Consider the following 20724-nt stretch of genomic DNA (forward strand, 5'->3'; position numbering starts at 1 on the left):
CAATATTCTTGAAGATTACTCTAAGGCATGAGAGGGAGTTCGGGTTGTGAAGCAAAAAAACCAATGGGTGCTTTTTGCCGTACTGCTGTTAGCCTTAATAAGCTTGTCTCCCGGTGAGGATGCGGCACTAACCCAGCCTGATCGGCAGACAGGGGTCAGCGTTGTCCCCGAGCCGAAGCAAAGGGCGGAGAAAGAGGCCGGCAACATTAAAGTTGCCGTATCGATGACACCCGAAGAGTTTGAATGGCTGAATCACATCAATCAAACGTTCATGGAAGAGCATCATGTACAGGTGGAGCTTGCGAATACTGCGGAGAAGGATGCATATCACACTTTTAAGAATAATATAGATTTGGGCGAAGCTCCTGATGTCCTACTGATGGACAATGCGTGGATTCGTGAGTTCGCGTCTTCCGGCTTCCTGCTGCCGGTTGAGGCCTATTACTCGGGGCAGGCTGGGGCCGATTCATTAAGTACTTCAGTTACTCAGAATACGTGGAACGGTTATGTATGGGGCGTACCCAAGGACTATGATCCCTATGTCATCGTCTATCATCCGGCAAGGTTGCAGGAGTTGGGTTATACCCGGCTTCCCAAGACATCTGGAGAATGGTCAGCGCTGGTTGCAAGCTATAAGAAGAACAATTCTATACCGTATCTTGCTGCTCTTGACCCGAAAGATGCCTATGCAGCCATCTCGCTGTTATGGAGAATGGGCGGGGCATCAGATGAGGGAAAGGAGAATAACTTTAGCTTGACGACCGATATGAAAGCGGCTTTCCAGCAGCTGCAAGAAATGAAATCCAAGATCTATGCAGCTTCCGGGGATTTGGCGGGGGAACAGCAGATCTGGAAGCGGTTGGAGCGGGGAGAGATCCTTTTCTATGTAACAAAAGCCTCGGACTTCGACGCGAAGCTCAGGCCTTCGCTCAAAATGGAGCAGCCCTCAGCCCAGCATGAAGTGCCTATGCTTTGGCTAAAAGGCAGAAGCTTCTGCCTAACCGCGCAGAGCAAGAATGCGAAGACCGCGAATGCCTGGATCTCCGAGGTCACCTCCTCCAGGCAGCAGGCCTCCGCATACGTGGAGGAGGGCAAGCTTCCAGCACTGAAGACCTTGTACAATCAGGCCGAGTTAAAAGGATTGCCTCAGTGGATCTCAGCCATTCAAGCGAGAGGCGGCAACGGCTTTGTACCGGTAGACGCCAAGCTGCCGGAATATCTTAACCGGCTTTCTACGGAGGCTTCGGCATTTATGACCGCTGAAGGCAGCCTGAAATTATTTATGGCCTCATTTGAACATCTCGGACAACTGGCTCGCCCTTAGAGGGCGAGCTTTAATTTTATAATGAGTAGTCCCTTTTGCAGCGTTACTTCACTGGCTTCCACCAGCGGAATGATCAATTTTGGATAGAATCCTAAGTCGAAGTCATTCTCCAGATCCCGGCAGGTAGTATCAGGCAGCTCGAGCCCGTTGAATACTAATTTATCCACATGGAATTGAATGGAGTTCTGCGGCTCATTCTCAATCGTATAATGACCCTCAACCCTTAGCTGTAAGGAACCCTGCTTCCCCTCGGCAATGATCTTGCCGTCTTCGAATGTAAAGGCGAAATTGATGAAGATCTCATTCTCCGATCTAAGGAAAGCGTTCAAATCCTCCTGCTTGATCGAGATTGTATAGTTCGTTCCGGAAGCAGTAATGCTGTTCCCGTTATTTTTCAGGAAATCCGGCAGATCCACCATGGCATCAGCCAGCGCTTTGAAGTGACGTCTAACCTCGAACAGCCCGACATTGTTCCAATAAGCATTCATCTCTTCCATCAGCGCTTTAAGCCTCTCTGCATCAGAACTTCCCTGCAGCGAGCTGTTGACACTGGCCTGAAGCTCACTTACACGCTCCCGCTGGAGCAGAAGGTTGCTCTTAAGTTCTGTAAGCTCAGCAAGCAGCTGATTCTGCTTGTCTCTGGTATCCACAAGACTCCGATAGGCTTTCTGGTAGTCATCCAGAATATCGTGGTCCCTCTCAAAAATCATATCAATGATATCCAGCACGGAAATGAAATCACTTATGCTCTCGGTAGACAAGAGGGCACCGAGTAAGTCTTCTCTTTCACCCATATAATATGCCCGAATACGCTCATCGGTCTGGGATTGGCTGGCAGAGATTTGGGCCTGCTTGGCTTCTAGCTCCTCGGAGAGCATGTCCATTTTGGATTGGGCCTGTAATTGCAGCTCTTCCGTCTTTTTGATTTCACGGTCTATTTCAACAATAGACAGACTCTTCTCTAGAAGCTTCCGAGTCTCTTCGGATAGAGGCTCTGCTGCGTAGGCACGAAAGGGGAAGAGAATAGGAACGGTACAGACCATCAGCAGGCAGCAGCTTAAATAAAGACGGCGTAGCAATGAAATCCTCTCCTTAATAAACTTACATATGTAATAGCTTCGTGCTGTATATATGATTATATGTTTACCTCGATCATAATAGATGATTTTTAACGAAAAAAAAATGATCCGGCAGCAGCCGAATCACCTTTAGTTGGTTCGAGACCTAGCCGATTAAAGCGGCAAGCCCATTTTGAATACCGTCCAGTAGCTAAAGCCGGTAAATGTGACGATCATGTACCCCCAGAAGAGCAAGATATAGGTTCGTTCTGTGAATTTCAGATAGCCAAAAATAACAAAAAAGGCAGTTTGCAAGAAGAACAGCAGGGCCATTTCAATCAAGTTGCCGGCATAAGCCATCAGCCCGATGGCCAATGTGAAGAAACCAAGCACCCGGAACATGCGTGCCATGATTTATCCCCCTCTCGTATGTATGTAAGCGACCTCATTTATAATAACTACATTATACCCGGAATGTATTAGTGTGTAAACGAGAAGTATGATTAATTAAGAGTTTGTGTTATTAGGCGTGCAGGTATGACAAGCTAGATTTTTGGAAATACATTTTAGTATCAAATAGATTCTATGAACTCTACGAGAGGCATAGAAATGGATTAAGCAGCTTTTTTACCTTATTCAGGTCGCCGGGCAATCCGGTTTATGAAGACGGTTATATCAGGATGTCGTTAGGAGGGTTTGTATCGCATGACAGCAGTAAGACAGGATGCATGGAGCGCAGAGGATGACTTGATATTGGCCGAGGTCACCCTGCGCCATATTCGCGAGGGCAGTACACAGTTAACCGCGTTTGAAGAGGTTGGGGAGAAGATAGCACGAACCCCTGCCGCCTGCGGATTTAGATGGAACAGCTGTGTCCGTAAAAAATATGAAGCCGCTATTCAGATTGCCAAAGCGCAGCGCCAAAAAAGAAATTATTTGAAAAAGCAGTCTCCTTTAATGAGTGGAAGCAGTATGGCATCTCTGGCATCCATAGATTTGGAAGAAGGATTGTACAAGAGCGAAGGTGTAACCGAAGAGACTATATCTATTGATGCGGTCATCCGCTTCTTGAGACAGTGGAAGAACACGGTTCAAGAGAGCAGCCGCCATATGAGATCTCTAGAGAAGAAGATTCGGGAGAAGGAAGAGGAGATTGCAGCGTTAAGAGAAGAGAATCGCAGATTATCGCTGCAGGTCAATGAAGTACAGACCGACTACCGGGTAGTCAATGATGATTATAAAGCTTTGATTCAGATCATGGACCGGGCTCGCCGGCTTGCCTTTCTCAATGAGGAGGATGAGGAATCGAAATCTCGTTTCAAGATGGATGCGAATGGAAACCTGGAGCGTATTGAATAGTAAATGTGCTTTTTAGAATAGAACTAATCCCCGGCCTGTAAGGTCGGGGATTTTTTATGGTATAAATGAATAGATTGATTGAACGCCTTCCGAGTATATTAATTGTTAAACTTATATAGATACTTGTTCAAAGCGAGGGATAAGGATGAAAATCGAGATCATGGGCGCAGGAGCCTTGGGCTTGATGTTCGGGGCAGCACTATCTGCAGCGGGGGAAGAAGTGCGCCTCTGGACACGCACATCAGAGCAAGCTGAGGAACTGAACAGGAAAGGAATCCGGCTGGTTATGGACAGCGGACAAGAAGTCACTATCGCAGCTAATCGCCTCCAGGCGGAAAGCACCGCTAATATGGAGAAAGCTTGCGGTTCCAAGAGTAACGCAGATTGGATTCTCGTGACAACCAAGCAGCGCCATCTGACTGAAAGTCTGTACGCTCATTTGCAAGCGCTCCGCGGAGAGAAGACCGAGATCATTTGCTTTCAGAATGGGGTAGGGCATATTGAACGGCTTAGCGAAGCTTTGGGAGGGCAAGTGGTTATTGCGGCATTGACTACCGAGGGAGCAAGGAAAGAGGGGCATTTTACCGTCTATCGCTCGGGGATAGGGCAGACTCGATTAGGTCTGACGGGGAGTTATGACAAGGCGGAGCAGTTTATGGATAAAGCTGAAAATTTAGCCTCCCGCCTGTCAATGGCAGGATTTCCCTCGGAATTGTCGAATGACATCGATAAGGAAATTTATCGCAAGCTCTTAATTAATGCAGCCATTAATCCGCTGACGGCTATTTGGAGAGTCCGCAATGGGGAACTGCTCGCTTCCGAAGATCGAAGAGCCCTCCTGACTGACCTGATTGAGGAAGCTCTAGAAATTTATAATCATTATGGAATTGCTTATGACCCAGATATCAAAGCTCAGGTGTTGCAGGTATGCCGCTCCACCGCGAATAACATGTCTTCCATGCTGAAGGATATTCTGGCTGGTGAGCCAACCGAAGTGAACAGCATCAATGGTCATCTGGTGAGGATGGCCTGGGAGAGGAATATCTCGGTGCCCGCACATGAGATGGTCTGGCGGTTGGTGGCGTCCATGACAACTGAACTGGGTGATACAAGGCTCTAACCTGAGCAAGTACAATTTAGTGGAGGTGGATGAGGTGAATATACTGCTCGCTCCGTTTGTCTTTTTAAGTGCCGTACCTATTATACCGTTCCTGCTCGTATATATGATTCATTATATCTGGAATGGGAGACGGAATCGAAGACAGTCCTTGCTGCTGGCTGTAGACGTGACCACGGTCTTTCTCATTCTATCGGTCTCTGCCTTATTCAATCACATCTTTGCATCAGGATTTGGCTTTTATCTAATCATGCTGCTGCTTCTGATCGTTGGAGGCTTGATTGGGGGAGCGCAGAACCGTATGAAAGGGCAGGTGGATGTCAAAAGACTGGTTCGTGCGGTGTGGCGTTTGGCCTTTCTGGGATCCGGTCTGGCTTACATTGTTTTTGTAATAATTGGTTTCTTTCCATACATATTAGGAGTGTAACAGAGGCATACTTAATTTAGTAACACACACATAAGCTGTAATTGAAAACCAATCATTACATTTCAGAATGAACTTTCATTAAAATATTATTTAGTGCGCATTCTTCACTAAAAACCAATAGCCATAAGCATATTTCATTATAAATATGCTTTTTGTTTTATTTAAATCAAACAATTGAGGTAGGAATTCCCATTGTGATTTTTTGACCAATGGTTGTATAATCGACTACACACATACCAACATTGTAAGGGAGACAGCTAGATGAACAGAAAGAAATTATTGGTTCTTGTAACACTATTGCTTGCCCTCAGCACCGTTCTAGCCGCCTGTGGTCAGAATAATGGTAATGCTGGGTCAGCTAACCAGGGCAGTACAGGAACCCAAAGCGACAAGCTCGCAGCGGATCAAACGTTCCATATCAACCTGGCTTCCGAGCCGCCAACGCTGGATCCCGCCCAATCGCAGGATAACGTATCCAGTGCGGTGCTTAGAACCTTGTTCGAAGGCTTGACGCTTAAGGATAAAGACGGCAACATCGTTCCGGGTGTGGCTGAGAAATGGGAACAAAATGGCAAGGAATATACCTTCCACCTTCGTTCCGATGCGAAATGGAGTAACGGTGATCCTGTAACTGCAAAAGATTTCGAGTTCGCATGGAAACGGGTTCTTGATCCGGCAACGGTTCCAGCTCCTCCATATGCATACCAGCTGTATTACATCAAGAATGCGCAGGCCTACAATGAGAAGAAGATCACTGACGCTAGTCAAGTAGGTGTGAAAGCGGTTGATGATAAGACACTAAAGGTGACGCTTGAGAATGAGACTCCTTATTTCCTGGGTCTAACTTCCTTCACAACCTACTATCCAGTGCATCAATCGGTGAAGAACAATCCGAAATGGGCTGCTGACCCAAGCACCCTGATCTCCAACGGACCGTTCAAGCTAACAACCTGGACTACTGGACAAGCTCTTGAAGTTGAGAAGAGTGATAAATATTGGGACGCTAAGAACATTACTTTAAATAAAATCACGGCTTCTATCGTAGACCAAGCAGCTACAGAAGTCAGCAGCTATAAGAGCGGTCAGCTTGATCTGGCAGGACAGCCTATCGGTGAGATTCCTACCGATCAGATCGCTTCCCTCAAATCTGAAATTCCAAATGAATTGACGATCAAGGGTATTGCATCCACTTATTACTACCTGTTTAATACAACAACTAAGCCTTTTGATAATGTGAAAATTCGTCAGGCGTTCACGAAGGCGATCAACCGTAAAGCGTTGATTGACAACGTAACTCTGGGGAATCAGCTTCCGGCCTTCGGTCTTGTACCTCCGGGTATCAAAGGTGTAGACAAGGAATACCGTGAAGAGAATCCGGATACCGCTTATGGCAAGGAAGATGCTAATGAAGCGAAGACGCTTCTTGCAGACGGACTGAAAGAATCCGGCCTTACGAAGCTTCCTAAGATTACTTTGATCTATAACACGAACGACAACCACAAAAAGCTGGCTTTGGCCATTGCGGATATGTGGAAACAAACCCTTGGCGCTGAGGTTACTGTTCAGAACCAAGAGTGGGGCGTGTTCCTTCAGAACCGCCGCAACCTGAACTACCAAGTTGCGCGTGCCGGCTTCGGTGCTGACTATGACGATCCGATGACTTTCATTGATATGTTCACTTCCACAAGCGGTAACAATGATACTGGCTTCAAGAATGCTGAATATGACAAGCTCGTCAAAGAAGCATACTCAAGCAACGATAACAAAGCACGTAATGCCGCTATGAAGAAGGCGGAGGATATTCTGATCAAAGACAATCAGGTTATTCTTCCGATCTACTACTACACGAACATTCAGCTGGTTAAGCCTTACGTGAAAGACGTGATTGTAGACTATGCAGGTCAGCTTGATATTACACGCGTTAAGCTGATGGAACATTAATAGTAATCTTCTGTAACTGGATGATTGCTTCGGGGTGTATATGTGAGGACGATGTTCCTCCATATATATCCCGATTTTTTGTGTAGAGGGGCTTTTTCCATATCTTGTTTCCTTTGGAGAAGTTATAGAGGGAACGGACAACACAGACAGATTGGGGTGAAGGCTGTATGGTTCGGTATATTGCCAGTAAATTTCTATATATGTTAGTTTCGCTGCTCATTCTTATTACGGCGACCTTTTTCTTGATGAAGGCTATTCCCGGTAACCCGTTCATGTCAGAGAAGCAGGTACCTCCTCAGATCAGGGAACGTTTGATGGAGCAATACGGCCTTGATAAGCCGGTTATTGTCCAATACGGACAGTATTTGAAGAATATCGCCCAGGGTAATTTCGGGATTTCGATGAAAATGCAGAACAAAGAGGTAACTGGTCTGATCACCGATACGTTTGGTGCTTCCCTGAAGCTCGGTCTGATTGCCATTGTGGTCTCTTTGATTGTAGGTGTGCTGCTGGGTCTGCTTGCAGCTCTCTATCACCGGAGACTGATTGATAATGTCGCCATGGTGCTTGCCGTGCTGGGGATCGCGGTTCCAAGCTTCGTCGTAGCGTCCATGCTGCAGTTCGTTCTAGCCCAGAAGGCTGGGATCTTCCACGTCATGGGCTTTAATGGCCCACTGGACTACGTTCTGCCTGTTGCCGCCCTTGCAGCACAGCCAATTGCCTTTATTGCGAGGCTGACCCGCTCGAGCATGCTTGAAGTGCTCCACGCGGATTATATCAAGACAGCCAGAGCCAAGGGGCTTAACTGGATGACGATTCTGTTCAGACACGTAGTGAGAAACGGTATCCTGCCGGTGATCACCTATCTTGGCCCAATGACTGCCAACATCATTACTGGTTCAGTCGTAATTGAACAGATCTTCGGGATCGGCGGTCTCGGGAAAGTCTTTGTCTCCAGTATAAGCAACCGTGACTATACCCTGATTATGGGCGTAACGATCTTTTATGGCGTCATTCTGATGCTTGCCCGTTTCTTGACTGATATTGCTTACGTGTTCGTGGATCCTCGAATTAAACTGACGAACAGAAAGGAGGGCTAACCTTGAGCGTGAAAAATGAATTGATTCCTCAGGCTTCAGCGGCCAACCTGACCCCGGAAGACTTCCGGCAAATCGGTGTGGACGAGAAGCAGTCCGAAGTCATTCAGCGTGAAAGTCTCTCCGCTTGGCGGGATTCCTGGGAGCGGCTTCGTTCCAATAAGCTGGCAATGGCTGGCCTGATTGTTATGGCTCTTGTGGTCATCATGGCATTCGTCGGACCAATGATATCTAAGTTTGACTACCAGACGAATGACCTGATGAATACCAACAAGCCGCCGAACTCGGTACACTGGTTCGGCACGGATGATCTGGGACGCGATATGTTCGTCCGTACCTGGATGGGGGCACGGATCTCTCTGACTGTAGGCCTTGCCGCAGCTTTAATTGACCTTATGATTGGTGTTATCTATGGCGGTATTATGGGATATTTCGGCGGACGAGTGGATGAGATCATGAACAAATTCGCTGAAATTTTGTACTCCATTCCTTATCTGCTGGTAACGATTCTGCTTCTGGTTGTATTTGAGCCAAGTCTGGGCACGATTATTCTGGCCCTGACCATCACAGGCTGGATCAATATGTCCTGGATTGTGCGCGGTGAGATTATGCAGCTCAAGAGCAGAGAATACGTACTTGCTTCGCGTTCAATGGGAGCAAGCTCAGGAAGGCTGTTGTTCCGTCATCTGCTTCCGAATGCAATGGGACCGATTATTGTCACCTTGACGCTGTCGGTACCGAATGCAATCTTCTCTGAGGCGTTCCTGAGCTATCTGGGACTTGGCGTACAGGAACCTGTAGCCTCTCTGGGCTCGATGATCAGCTCCTCCCTGTCAGGCTGGATGCTGTATCCTTGGCGGATGCTGTTCCCCGCTCTCTTAATCAGTTTAACAATGCTAGCGTTTAACATATTTGGTGACGGTCTGCGTGACGCGCTTGACCCCAAACTCAAGAAATAGGAGGTGGGACTAGTATGGAATCCATTTTAGAAGTCAAAGATCTTCACGTGTCGTTCTCCGTCCGGGGCGGTGAAGTCAAAGCCGTTCGGGGCGTGAATTTCACAGTAGGCAAAGGGGAGACTGTAGCGATCGTAGGGGAGTCGGGCAGCGGTAAGAGTGTTACCGCTCAGACAATCATGCGACTGATACCTTCTCCTCCGTCCAAGATCAAGCAGGGCCAGGTGATTTTTAACGGAGAAGATTTGCTTAGCAAGACGAACAAACAGATGGAAGCCATTCGCGGAAAAGATATCGGAATGATCTTCCAGGATCCCATGACCTCCCTGAATCCGACGATCAAAGTAGGCAAGCAGATTACCGAAGGGTTGATCAAGCACCAGAACTTGTCCTTCTCTGAGGCGAAGACACGTGGAGTGGAAATGCTGAAGCTGGTGGGTATCAAAAATGCCGAAGCCCGGTTCAATCAGTATCCGCACGAGTTCTCAGGAGGCATGCGCCAGCGGGTAATGATCGCCATTGCTCTGGCCTGCCGCCCTTCTCTATTGATTGCGGATGAGCCTACGACAGCACTGGACGTTACCATACAGGCTCAAATCATAAATGTAATGAAAGACATGCAGGAGAGATTCGGCACTTCCATTATTATGATTACCCATGACCTTGGAGTCGTAGCCGGGATGGCAGACCGGGTTATCGTGATGTATGCAGGGGAAGTCGTTGAGACGGGAACCAGCACAGAGATCTTCAAGAATCCACAGCATCCCTATACACGGGGTCTGCTGCGCTCGCTCCCAAGAATTGATCAGCGTAAGGACGAGCCGCTTGTCCCGATCATCGGTACACCGCCGGATCTGATCAAGCCTCCGGTTGGATGTCCATTTGCGGCCCGCTGTGATCATGCTATGAAGGTATGTGAGCGTATTGATCCAGCTCCCACCCATTTGAGTGACACGCATATGTCCCGCTGCTGGCTGCAGCATCCGATGGCACAGGAGGTGCAATCTTCATGAGCAAGCCGTTAATTGAAGTAGAAGGTCTCAAGAAATATTTCAATCTGGGCAAAGGGAACGTCCTGAAGGCCGTGAATGACATCAGCTTCTCCATTAATGAAGGCGAGACGCTGGGCGTTGTCGGGGAGTCGGGCTGCGGCAAGTCCGCCGCAGGCCGCACAATTCTTAGATTGTACGAGCCTACGGCAGGAAGCGTCCGTTTTAACGGAACTGATATTTACAAGCTGTCCCCAGGGAAAATGAAGGCCATGCGCCGCGATATGCAGATGATCTTTCAGGATCCTTACGCCTCATTGAACCCGCGCTTTACGGTAACGGATATCATTGGCGAGGCTCTGGATATCCACAACATGGCCGGAAGCCGGAAGGAACGCAAGAAGAGGGTCGAAGAGCTTCTGGACATGGTCGGATTGAATCCAGACCATGCTACGCGTTATCCGCACGAATTCTCGGGCGGCCAGCGTCAGCGTATCGGGATTGCCCGTGCCCTTGCTGTGAATCCCAAGTTCATTATTTGTGATGAACCGATATCGGCACTGGATGTCTCCATTCAGGCACAGGTGGTTAATCTGCTGCAGGATCTTCAGAAGAAGCTTGGGCTGACTTATCTGTTCATCGCCCATGACTTGTCCATGGTGAAGCATATCAGCAACCGGGTAGCTGTTATGTATTTGGGCAAAGTGGTTGAGCTAGCGGAAAGTGAAGAGCTCTATGCGAATCCGATGCATCCGTATACGAAAACGCTGCTGTCCGCCATTCCGGTACCTGATCCGGAAGTTGAAGCGAACAAGCCGCGTATTCTGCTGAATGACACGGGCTCAGGCCCGATTCACTCCGCCAAGGATGGAGCTGTGTCCGGCGACATATACAACTTGGACAATTCTACTCTCGTGGAAGTAACCAAGGGACACTGGGTTGCCATGCCTAATTCATAGGTTAGACCGCCGAAGGGTCATTCCACTGTGTGCAAGACAGTGGTATGATCATAGTCGGCGGTTTTTCTGTTTTCTTTTGACGGAGAAGCTTTAGACCAAGTACAATCAAATAAGGCTAGTTGGGCTACAGAGACAGGAGGATCACACTCTATGAATATCATATCTGAGCCGCTTCCATCGCAGCAGCCGCTGGCTGAAGCGTTGGTCTCGGACTATGCTGCTGTGCAGCAGTTATATACAGGTGATGCAAGACTGGATTCAAGCTGGATGAACCGGGCAGAATGGCTGAGCCGTTCGGAACATACCCGCGTGGATCGGAAGGCGGTTGTAGAGCGTCTTCGCCGCTACAACTCCTTGCATAATGCTTCTCCAGAAGTGTTTGCTGCTCTAGATCTTCTGGAACAGCCGGATACGTATGTAGTTACGGGAGGTCAGCAATCCGGGCTTTTTACAGGGCCTGCGCTTGTCGTCTATAAAGCTATTACGATCATCCAGGCAGCGGCTCATGCATCCAGGAAGCTGAACAGACCCGTGGTTCCCGTGTTCTGGATCGCGGGGGAAGATCATGACTGGGAAGAAGCCAATCATGCGTATGTTCTGACCCGTGAGCTGGAGGTTACCCGGATCCGCGTCCATAAGAATGATGACCGCAGGACTCAGGTCGGCCAGACAGAGGTGAGTCAGGAATCTTGGAATACGGTCATTCAGAAGCTTTCGGAGACTCTGCAGGATAGCGAGCATAAGGCGGAGCTTCTTGCGAATTTAAGAACAGACGCCTCCGAGTCCAGTACATTGACGGAGTTTTTTGCCAAGCAGCTCGGCAGGTGGTTCGGGCAGTATGGTCTGATTCTGCTGGATTCCTCGGATAACGAGCTCCGCGAAGTTGAACAGCCTGTCTTTAGACAGATCATTCTTAATAACGATCAATTAGGCCAAGCCTACCGGGAAGCCGCTGATCAGCTGGAGAGCCTTGGCTTTGAGGCCCAGGCGGAAGTAGCTCCGGATGGAGCCAATCTGTTCTACATACATGAAGGGGAACGGCTGCTTCTATTCAAGCGAGAAGGCAGATTCGAGGACCGTAAAGGCCTCGTATCCTTCAGCCGCGATGAGCTGCTTGAGCAGGCTGCTCTTCATCCTGAGCGCTTCAGCAATAACGTGCTCACCCGGCCGCTGATGCAGGATTCACTACTGCCGGTTCTGGGAACTGTGCTTGGAGCAGGCGAGATCGCGTACTGGGGACTTACGGGAAGAGCTTTTACAGCTATGGGGCTACAGATGCCAATTCTGCTGCCAAGGATGTCATTTACAATGACGGATGCAGCTGTACAGAAGTACATGACTAAATACGAGCTTACTTTCGAGGATGTCAAAGAAAGATTGGCTGAGAAAAGAGATGCCTGGCTTGCGGGACAGGTGGAAATGGATGTAGATCAGCGTTTTAATGAGGTGATTCAATCCTTCGAAGCCTTGTACGAACCTTTGATTGAAGAGATTGGTACGGTTAGACGCGGGCTGCTGAAGATGGGTGCTGCCAACAAGGAGAAGATCAAGGAACAGATTGAATTTCTGCATCAGCGAACCCAGGGAGCACTGGAGGAAGCTCATGAGACGGCCTTGAAGCAGTGGGAGTGTATAGGGCTTACTCTCTTCCCTCAGGAGAAGCTGCAGGAACGGGTTCTAAATGCTTACTATTACTTGAACAATTACGGACAAGAGTGGATTCATGATCTGCTGCAAATTCCTTATGATATTACAGGTGGACACCGGATTGTAGAGCTGTAGCTCACAGATAGAAAAATGGAGGTTTTAGACAAAATGACGACAAAAGCAGTACAGAACAGTATTATTACGGATCTTTCGCTAGCCCCTGAAGGGCACCTAAAGATTGATTGGGTAGAAGCGCATATGCCGGTCCTCAACCGGGTGCGCAAGCAGTTTGAAGCAGAACAGCCATTTAAAGGACTGAAAGTTTCGATTTGTCTGCATTTGGAGGCAAAAACCGCTTATCTGGCCAAAGTTGTCCAGGCGGGAGGAGCGGAAGTCACCATTACGGGCAGCAATCCGCTATCTACGCAGGATGACGTGTGTGCGGCTTTGGTGGAAGACGGAATTACCGTGTTCGCCAAATACAATCCTGAGCCAGCGGAATTCAAGCAGCTTATTGTCAAAGCACTGGAGACCAAGCCGGATCTGATTATCGATGACGGAAGTGATTTCGCATCAGTCCTGCATGGAGAGCGTCCGGATCTGCTGGATACGATCCGCGGCGGTGCGGAAGAGACTACGACGGGGATTATCCGTCTAAAGGCGCTGGAGAAAGAGGGAACCCTGAAGTTCCCGATGGTTGCGGTGAACGATGCTTACTGTAAGTATTTGTTCGACAATCGCTATGGTACGGGCCAATCGGCGTGGGATGGCCTGATTCGTACGACCAACCTTGTCGTTGCAGGCAAGACGGTCGTTGTTGTTGGATACGGCTGGTGCGGCAAAGGTGTGGCGATGCGGGCCAAGGGCCTCGGGGCCAAGGTAGTCGTTACCGAGGTGGATGCAATTCGTGCGGTTGAAGCCCATATGGATGGGTTCGACGTTCTTCCAATGATGGAGGCGGCTAAAATCGGCGACTTCTTCATCACAGTCACTGGTAACAACTCGGTTATCCGCGGTGAACATTATGATGTCATCAAGGATGGAGCAATTCTGTCCAATGCGGGTCATTTCGATGTGGAAGTCAACAAGCCCGAGCTGGCTGAACGGGCGGTCTCTATCCGCACAGTCCGCAAGAACATTGAAGAATACAAGTTCAAGGATGGGCGCAAAGTGTATTTGATCGCAGAAGGAAGACTGGTTAATCTTGGGGCGGCGGATGGTCACCCGGCCGAGATTATGGATACCACTTTTGCTCTGCAGGCCCTGTCATTGAAATATGTTAACGATCATTATAAAGAAATCGGCAGTGCAGTTGTCAATGTTCCATATGAGCTTGATGAACAGGTTGCCAGATATAAGCTGGACAGCCTGGGTATTCAGATCGACACCTTGAGTGAAGAGCAGAAGGCCTATCTCGATAGCTGGAAATAAATGAATTTGATCATACAGAACTCCCTTCCTGTTAGTTCAGGAGGGGAGTTCTGTATTTTGAGGGAGAGATACCGCAATTTACCATTAAATTTTTATACAGGAAGAGAAGGAGTTTACAATAGTGCGGAGAATAAGTATTATTTATAAGTGGTGGAAAGTGGTGCAAAGTGGGGGAAAGAGGTAAGGAGTGAGCGCATCCAATGTTTATGGGAGAATATCAGCATAGCATTGATGATAAGGGCCGAATTATCATCCCGGCTAAATTCCGCGAACTTCTGGGTACTTCTTTTGTTGTTACCCGCGGACTGGACCAGTGTCTGTTCGTATACCCCCAGGACGAATGGGGAGTTATGGAGCAGAAGCTTAAAGCACTGCCACTGATGAAGTCAGATGCACGCGCTTTTACCCGCTTTTTTTTCTCCGGGGCTACTGAATGTGAATGGGACAAGCAGGGAAGGGTAAATTTACCGGCTACTCTCCGGCAGTATGCAAAGCTTGAGAAGGATTGTGTCGTGATTGGGGTATCCAATCGGGTAGAAATTTGGAGCCGCGATACTTGGGAACAGTATTTCCAGCAATCGGAGGATACGTTCAATGAAATTGCGGAGAAGCTGGTTGATTTTAATTTCGAACTATAAAGTGAATCGATTACTAATATTCTAGAGTCTGGGGGGCGGCAGCTTGTTTCATCACATCACGGTACTCAAGGAAGAGGCGACAGAAGGGCTGCGCATCAAGCCGGACGGCATTTATGTGGACTGCACCTTAGGTGGCGGAGGGCATAGCTCGGTGATTTTATCGAAGCTGGGGCCAAGCGGCAGACTGATTGCCTTTGATCAGGACGACTGGGCCCACGAGAATGCCAAAGAGAAGCTATCCGAATATGGGGACCAACTTACCTTGGTGAAGAGTAATTTTCGTTATTTGGAAGAGAAGCTAAGAGAAATAGACTGGGTTCCACAGCGGGATGGAATTCCCCAGGTTGATGGTATTCTGTATGATCTGGGCGTATCCTCTCCACAATTCGATGAGGGCGAACGTGGTTTTAGCTACAATGCTGATGCACCGCTCGATATGCGGATGGACCGGTCCTCGGATTTGACTGCAAGAGAAATTATCAATGAATGGCCGGAGAAGGAAATTGCCCGGATTCTTTTTCAATACGGGGAAGAGAAATTCTCAAGGCGTATCGCCAAGGTCATAGTCGACAGCAGACAGGAAGCGCCTGTTGAGACCACCGGCCAGCTAGTTGAACTGATTAAGATGGGGATACCGGCTGCGGCCCGCAGAACCGGAGGGCACCCCGCGAAGCGGAGCTTTCAAGCCCTTCGGATAGCTGTAAATGATGAGCTGGGAGCTTTCGAAGACGGGCTCCATCAAGCCGTTCGCTGTACAGCGGATGGCGGCCGGATTTCGGTGATTACGTTTCACTCACTGGAAGACCGGATCTGTAAGCAAATATTTGCCGGATATCTAGAGAAATGTACCTGTCCTACGGACTTCCCGATGTGCGTATGCGGAGGGAAGGGAACGCTCAAACTGATTAACCGGAAACCGCTGGTTCCTTCAGAAGAGGAATTGGCTCATAATCCCCGGGCGCGCTCAGCCAAACTGCGCGTAGCGGAGAAATTGCAATCTATAGCGGAGGAAATCTGATATGGCCTACACACGGGGAAACCTGGCAGTTAAAGAGAAAACGTCCGGACGGGGACAAGCTCAATCTCAAGCTTTACCTAAATACAAAGAAACGACTAAGGTCGTTACAAGACGTGCACCGCTGCCGGTTAGTGAGAAGCTGCTGTATATTTGTACGGTAGTCTTCTGTGTGGCAGTGGCCAGTCTGTTGATTTGGCAGAATGCCAAAGTCTATGACCTGAAATACCAGGTCCATAAAACGGATTATGATATCTCCCAAGTGAAGCAAAAGATGTCGGCACTCGAAGTGAAGAAGCAGCAACTGGAGCAGGCAGTGATGAGTACCGCAATGCAAATGGGATACGAGCAGCCTGGTGATAACGAGAATGAGCCGAGTGGAAGCGCTTCTGGTGCCGGGAAGGATATATCCGGGACGAAGACTGCCCGGAATTAACCGATAAAGATGAGGTTTGAGAAATGGACAAGAGAATAAAACTTCGGACACTACTAATAGGGGGACTCGTTACCCTCTTTTTTCTTGTAATTATAGGTAAAGTCTTTTGGCTTCAAATTGTCCAAGGTTCCTTCTGGGAGGCATACGGTAAAGACAACTATTGGTCCCGGAATCAGGTCATTCCGGCTGTGCGCGGTGAGATTACTGACCGGAACGGAGACGCTTTGGCTATTAATGCCCCTGCTTATACCGTAGCTATTCAGCCAAAGATAATTCTGAAGTACGGGCTGGAAGATCAGGTTGCCGGAGGGCTGAGCAAGCTGCTGGATAAGCCAGAAAGTGAGATTAAGAGCCTGATTCACAGCAAGAGCAAAAAGGGAGAGACTCTAGATCAGGTTGAAGTGCGTAATGAAGGCTGGAAGATCGATCAGGAGCTGAAGGACAAGGTTGCTGCTCTTTCGGAACAGATTAAGAAGGAACACAATCCTAAGAAGCTTGCAGAGTCCGGCATTACTTTCATTGAACAGCAGAAACGTTATTATCCAAAGGAAACTCTTGCAGCTCATATCCTGGGTTACACAGACCGCGAAGGTACGGCTATAACTGGCCTGGAGAAGAAGTATGATAATCTTCTGCACGGGATTGACGGATCGATTAAATATGAGAGTGATCGTAAGGGCGTCAAGCTGACTAAAGCCGAGGAAGTCTACAAGGCACCCCAAGATGGAAGTAATATCAAGCTGACGATTGATGATACCATACAGTATTATATTGAAAATGCGATGAAAGAAGCTTTTGCCAAGCTGAAGCCTATCAGTATGACGGTGATTGCGGCTGATCCGAATACCATGGAGATTCTGGGAATGGCCAATATGCCTACTTTCGATCCCAACGAGTACTGGAAGGAAGAATACAAGAATAACTTCAGGAATCATGCGCTTGCTTCTACCTATGAGCCCGGATCGACCTTTAAGATTGTGACATTGGCAGGTGCCGTGCAGGAGGGGTTGTTCAACCCTAACGCTACCTACATGTCAGGACATATCAAGATCCCGGGTTACAAGACTCCTCTCTATGACGTGAAGCATGAGGGATGGGGGCCACTCACCTATCTTCAAGGGGTTAAGCATTCGAGTAACGTAGCCTTTGTTAAGCTGGGTTATGAAATGCTGGGCAAGGAAAGACTGCTAAGTTACATCAAGAATTTCGGATTCGGTCAAAAGACAGGGATTGAGCTGTCGGGTGAGGCGAAAGGTGTCGTCAACCCTCAGCGTGACATCGAGTATGCTACTACGACTTACGGCCACGGTATTACCGTGACCCCGATCCAGCAGGTTGCTGCGGTTGCCGCGGTGGCCAATGGGGGCAAGCTGCTTGAGCCGCATATTATCAAAGAGGTTGATCCACCTGGAGGTACGCCTGTAATGACCCAGCCGAAAGTCGTCCGGCAGGTGATCTCGCCAGAGAAGGCCAAGGAAGTGGGAAGTTACCTGGAGCAGGTGGTCTCTGACCAGAAGATCGGTACAGGGCGGCATGCATATATTCCAGGGTACCGAGTGGCAGGAAAGACGGGGACGGCGGTCAAGCCAAAGACCAATGGTGAAGCCGGGTATGACTATACGAAGCAGGTAGTCTCTTTTATCGGATATGCACCGGTTAACGATCCAAAGATCCTTGTTCTGGTAGTTATTGATGAACCTCAAGATTCAGATCTGGGAGGCGGAACGGCCGCTGCACCAGTGTTCAAGAAGATTGTTAGTCAGACCTTGGAGTATATGGGTGTACCGAAGTCGAACGTAGCGGCTGATGAGCCAAGTGAGACGACGACAGCTGCACCAGACCTGAAGGGAATGCCGATTAGTAATGCCAAGAGCAGTCTGACGAAGAAAGGGATTTCCTTCGAAACTCTGGGTAAAGGCAGCAAGGTGGTCAGTCAATATCCGAAGGCAGGAACGATGATGTCCTCTGCGCAGCGGGTATTCCTTCTTACTGAAGAGAGCAAGACGATGGAGGTGCCGAATCTAACCGGGGTGTCCTTGCGTGACGCCATGGAGATTCTAACTCTGATGCAGGTGTCCGTCTCAGTTGAAGGAGAGGGGTATGTAGCAAGTCAGAAAGTGACGAAGTCAGGCGGGAAGCGAAGTGTCCTGCTTACCCTTCAGCCGCCGGAGGTTCCGGTCAAGAATACGGATAGCAGTACCCCGAGTAAATCAGATAAGAAGTCTGAAGGGGATTGACGGATAGCTTGTTCTAACCCCTGTTTGTCCTGAATATTCATGATATCAAAGCCATCATGGACAAGAGGATGAACAGGAGGAACACTCATGAAGATTTCTGCGATAACGAGAAGACGCAGGCTTTTCTCGCTTCTCTTGATACTTTGCTTGCTGTTTGGCGCCTTGGTGATCAGGCTGGCCTACGTTCAGCTTAGTAAGGGCGGTGAGCTGTCAGCCGAAGCTGAGGACTTGTGGCGCCGCAACATTCCGTTCTCTGCCAAGCGCGGTGAAATATTGGACCGTAATGGCGTATCGCTAGCTTATAATATTACGACGCCAACGATTATGGCGATTCCCGCCCAGATCAAGGATCCGGAGACAACCGCCCATAAGGTGGCTCCCATACTCGGTATGAGCGAGGAAGCGGTGTTGAAAGCGATCAAGACCAGACAGCTAATTGTCAAACTACGACCCGGCGGGCGCAAAATTACGATGGAGAAGGCTCAGAAAATTCGTGATTTGGGCCTTCCGGGTATTGTCATTGCCGAGGACAACAAAAGGTATTATCCTTATGAAGGACTTGCAGCGCACATTCTAGGCTTTACGGGGATTGATAACCAAGGGCTGACGGGAGTAGAGAAGAAGTACGATGAGAAGCTGAACGGCATGAACGGAAGTATTTCATTTCTGTCCGATGCAGGGGGCCGCATTATGCCGGGCTCCTCTGAGAAATATGTCGAGCCGAAGGATGGCCTTAATCTCGAATTGACCATTGACAAGAATATCCAGAGTATTATGGAAAGAGAGCTGGACCAGGCGATGGCGAAATTCAAGGCGAATGGCGCCTGGTCGATTGCAATGAATCCCAAGAATGGTGAGATTCTGGCTATGGCCAGCCGGCCGGGATATGAGCCCGGGCAGTACCAGGAGTACCCCTCACAGGTGTACAACCGGAATCTGCCGATCTGGATGACCTATGAACCCGGCTCGACATTCAAGATCATTACTCTCGCTGCGGCTCTGGAGGAGAAGAAGGTGGATCTCGTCAATGATCGCTTTTTTGATTCCGGTTATGTGAAGGTGGGCGGAGCAAGACTCCGCTGCTGGAAGAAAGGCGGGCATGGCAGCCAGACCTTTCTGCAGGTAGTAGAGAATTCCTGCAACCCGGGCTTTGTAGCCTTGGGCCAGCGGCTGGGCAAGGACTCATTATTTAGCTATATCCGTAACTTCGGCTTCGGAAGCAAGACCGGGATTGACCTTGGCGGTGAAGAGAACGGGATCCTGTTCAAGCTGCCGCAGGTAGGTCCGGTTGAGCTTGCCACTACGGCATTTGGCCAAGGGGTATCGGTAACCCCGATTCAGCAGGTGGCGGCTGTCTCTGCAGCCATTAACGGAGGTAAGCTGTTCAAGCCTCACGTGGGCAAGGCGTGGGTTAATCCGGATACGGGACAGGTTGTAGAGAAGATAGAGCCGGAATTTGTCAGACAGGTAGTCTCGGAGAATACCTCCAAGCAGGTTCGCAGTGCGCTGGAGAGCGTGGTTGCCCTCGGAACGGGCCGGCCGGCTTTTATTGATGGTTACCGGGTCGGGGGAAAGACAGGAACTGCGCAGAAGGTCATTAATGGACGATATTCATCCAGCGAGCACATTGTATCTTTTATAGGATTTGCTCCTGCAGATGATCCTCAGATTGTAGTCTATACAGCTGTGGATAATCCTCAGGGAATTCAGTTCGGGGGCGTAGTAGCAGCTCCTATTGTCAAGAACATCATGGAGGATTCTCTTCATTATCTGAAGGTTCCTCCGCGCAAAGACCAGTTGGCCAAGAATTATAAGCTTGGCGAGCAGCCTATTGTGGAAGTGCCTGATCTGGTGGGTGCATCCGTGCAGGATTTGTATGAGGATTTGAACATGAACTTCAATTTAGCACGCTCGGGCTCTGGCAGCTATGTGATCAACCAAGCTCCCAAACCCGGAGCTCGGGTAGAGAGAGGGTCTACCATTCGCATATATATGGGTAATGATCCAGAGGCAGATCATAATCATCAAGAGTGAGGTGCCTGAGCAGCTGTTATTTTGACGATACTATATGAAATGAATTAACAAGCAATACA

General features: G+C 48.9%; 18 protein-coding genes. 16 read left to right on the forward strand and 2 right to left on the reverse strand.

The window, feature by feature from the left end:
- Positions 1 to 46: 46 nt before the first annotated feature.
- Positions 47 to 1324 (forward strand): extracellular solute-binding protein, encoded by a 1278-nt coding sequence (locus tag ACEN86_RS07400; RefSeq protein ID WP_495633662.1) that lies wholly within the window; start codon positions 47 to 49, stop codon positions 1322 to 1324.
- Here the strand turns inward: ACEN86_RS07400 and ACEN86_RS07405 are convergent.
- Complete coding sequence (locus ACEN86_RS07405) at positions 1321 to 2403, reverse strand: coiled-coil domain-containing protein (RefSeq protein WP_495633663.1); 1083 nt, start codon at positions 2401 to 2403, stop codon at positions 1321 to 1323. The genes ACEN86_RS07400 and ACEN86_RS07405 overlap by 4 nt on opposite strands.
- A 153-nt stretch (positions 2404 to 2556) precedes the next feature.
- Complete coding sequence (locus ACEN86_RS07410; RefSeq protein ID WP_068616319.1) at positions 2557 to 2793, reverse strand: DUF2626 family protein; 237 nt, start codon at positions 2791 to 2793, stop codon at positions 2557 to 2559.
- A gap of 294 nt (positions 2794 to 3087) precedes the next feature.
- Between ACEN86_RS07410 and ACEN86_RS07415 the strand changes: the two genes are divergently transcribed.
- From ACEN86_RS07415 to ACEN86_RS07485, 15 genes are all read left to right on the forward strand, one after another.
- A complete protein-coding gene (locus ACEN86_RS07415; RefSeq protein ID WP_495633664.1) occupies positions 3088 to 3741 on the forward strand; it encodes an RsfA family transcriptional regulator in 654 nt (217 codons plus the stop codon).
- Between the two features lie 145 nt (positions 3742 to 3886).
- A complete protein-coding gene (locus tag ACEN86_RS07420; protein WP_495633665.1) occupies positions 3887 to 4861 on the forward strand; it encodes a ketopantoate reductase family protein in 975 nt (324 codons plus the stop codon).
- A gap of 34 nt (positions 4862 to 4895) precedes the next feature.
- On the forward strand, positions 4896 to 5285 hold the full coding sequence (locus tag ACEN86_RS07425) for a DUF3397 domain-containing protein (RefSeq protein WP_495633666.1): 390 nt from the start codon (positions 4896 to 4898) through the stop codon (positions 5283 to 5285).
- Between the two features lie 261 nt (positions 5286 to 5546).
- Positions 5547 to 7226 (forward strand): peptide ABC transporter substrate-binding protein, encoded by a 1680-nt coding sequence (locus ACEN86_RS07430; protein ID WP_495633667.1) that lies wholly within the window; start codon positions 5547 to 5549, stop codon positions 7224 to 7226.
- A 167-nt stretch (positions 7227 to 7393) separates the two neighbouring features.
- Positions 7394 to 8326 (forward strand): ABC transporter permease, encoded by a 933-nt coding sequence (locus ACEN86_RS07435; protein ID WP_495633668.1) that lies wholly within the window; start codon positions 7394 to 7396, stop codon positions 8324 to 8326.
- An 8-nt stretch (positions 8327 to 8334) separates the two neighbouring features.
- Positions 8335 to 9282: an ABC transporter permease gene (locus ACEN86_RS07440; protein ID WP_495634244.1), complete on the forward strand. Its 948-nt coding sequence runs from the start codon at positions 8335 to 8337 to the stop codon at positions 9280 to 9282.
- Positions 9283 to 9296: 14 nt separating this feature from the next.
- A complete protein-coding gene (locus ACEN86_RS07445; RefSeq protein ID WP_495633669.1) occupies positions 9297 to 10292 on the forward strand; it encodes an ABC transporter ATP-binding protein in 996 nt (331 codons plus the stop codon).
- Positions 10289 to 11227, forward strand: a complete 939-nt coding sequence (locus ACEN86_RS07450; protein ID WP_495633670.1) for an ABC transporter ATP-binding protein — start codon at positions 10289 to 10291, stop codon at positions 11225 to 11227. The genes ACEN86_RS07445 and ACEN86_RS07450 overlap by 4 nt, the downstream gene beginning before the upstream one ends.
- 150 nt (positions 11228 to 11377) lie before the next feature.
- A complete protein-coding gene (gene bshC, locus ACEN86_RS07455; protein WP_495633671.1) occupies positions 11378 to 13009 on the forward strand; it encodes a bacillithiol biosynthesis cysteine-adding enzyme BshC in 1632 nt (543 codons plus the stop codon).
- A gap of 33 nt (positions 13010 to 13042) precedes the next feature.
- Positions 13043 to 14305 carry an adenosylhomocysteinase gene (locus ACEN86_RS07460; protein WP_495633672.1) on the forward strand — a complete coding sequence of 421 codons (1263 nt, stop codon included), beginning with the start codon at positions 13043 to 13045 and terminating at the stop codon, positions 14303 to 14305.
- Positions 14306 to 14505: 200 nt separating this feature from the next.
- Positions 14506 to 14943, forward strand: coding sequence for a division/cell wall cluster transcriptional repressor MraZ (gene mraZ / locus ACEN86_RS07465; protein ID WP_127198079.1), 438 nt, complete (start codon positions 14506 to 14508; stop codon positions 14941 to 14943).
- 43 nt (positions 14944 to 14986) lie between these two features.
- Complete coding sequence (gene rsmH, locus ACEN86_RS07470) at positions 14987 to 15961, forward strand: 16S rRNA (cytosine(1402)-N(4))-methyltransferase RsmH (RefSeq protein ID WP_495633673.1); 975 nt, start codon at positions 14987 to 14989, stop codon at positions 15959 to 15961.
- 1 nt (position 15962) lies between these two features.
- Positions 15963 to 16394: a hypothetical protein gene (locus ACEN86_RS07475; protein ID WP_495633674.1), complete on the forward strand. Its 432-nt coding sequence runs from the start codon at positions 15963 to 15965 to the stop codon at positions 16392 to 16394.
- A gap of 23 nt (positions 16395 to 16417) precedes the next feature.
- Entirely contained in the window at positions 16418 to 18631 is a 2214-nt protein-coding gene (locus ACEN86_RS07480) for a penicillin-binding transpeptidase domain-containing protein (protein WP_495633675.1), read from the forward strand.
- A gap of 87 nt (positions 18632 to 18718) precedes the next feature.
- Entirely contained in the window at positions 18719 to 20665 is a 1947-nt protein-coding gene (locus ACEN86_RS07485; RefSeq protein ID WP_495633676.1) for a stage V sporulation protein D, read from the forward strand.
- Positions 20666 to 20724: the final 59 nt, after the last annotated feature.

The organism is Paenibacillus sp. Paensp111, from assembly GCF_059492195.1.

What these genes read in the sequence shown, in the direction of transcription:
- ACEN86_RS07410 (WP_068616319.1), bottom strand. Translation starts at nt 2,793, where the DNA reads ATGGCACGCATGTTCCGGGTGCTTGGTTTCTTCACATTGGCCATCGGG.
- ACEN86_RS07415 (WP_495633664.1), top strand. Translation starts at nt 3,088, where the DNA reads ATGACAGCAGTAAGACAGGATGCATGGAGCGCAGAGGATGACTTGATA.
- ACEN86_RS07420 (WP_495633665.1), top strand. Translation starts at nt 3,887, where the DNA reads ATGAAAATCGAGATCATGGGCGCAGGAGCCTTGGGCTTGATGTTCGGG.
- ACEN86_RS07430 (WP_495633667.1), top strand. Translation starts at nt 5,547, where the DNA reads ATGAACAGAAAGAAATTATTGGTTCTTGTAACACTATTGCTTGCCCTC.
- ACEN86_RS07435 (WP_495633668.1), top strand. Translation starts at nt 7,394, where the DNA reads ATGGTTCGGTATATTGCCAGTAAATTTCTATATATGTTAGTTTCGCTG.
- ACEN86_RS07445 (WP_495633669.1), top strand. Translation starts at nt 9,297, where the DNA reads ATGGAATCCATTTTAGAAGTCAAAGATCTTCACGTGTCGTTCTCCGTC.
- ACEN86_RS07450 (WP_495633670.1), top strand. Translation starts at nt 10,289, where the DNA reads ATGAGCAAGCCGTTAATTGAAGTAGAAGGTCTCAAGAAATATTTCAAT.
- bshC (WP_495633671.1), top strand. Translation starts at nt 11,378, where the DNA reads ATGAATATCATATCTGAGCCGCTTCCATCGCAGCAGCCGCTGGCTGAA.
- ACEN86_RS07460 (WP_495633672.1), top strand. Translation starts at nt 13,043, where the DNA reads ATGACGACAAAAGCAGTACAGAACAGTATTATTACGGATCTTTCGCTA.
- mraZ (WP_127198079.1), top strand. Translation starts at nt 14,506, where the DNA reads ATGTTTATGGGAGAATATCAGCATAGCATTGATGATAAGGGCCGAATT.
- ACEN86_RS07475 (WP_495633674.1), top strand. Translation starts at nt 15,963, where the DNA reads ATGGCCTACACACGGGGAAACCTGGCAGTTAAAGAGAAAACGTCCGGA.
- ACEN86_RS07480 (WP_495633675.1), top strand. Translation starts at nt 16,418, where the DNA reads ATGGACAAGAGAATAAAACTTCGGACACTACTAATAGGGGGACTCGTT.
- ACEN86_RS07485 (WP_495633676.1), top strand. Translation starts at nt 18,719, where the DNA reads ATGAAGATTTCTGCGATAACGAGAAGACGCAGGCTTTTCTCGCTTCTC.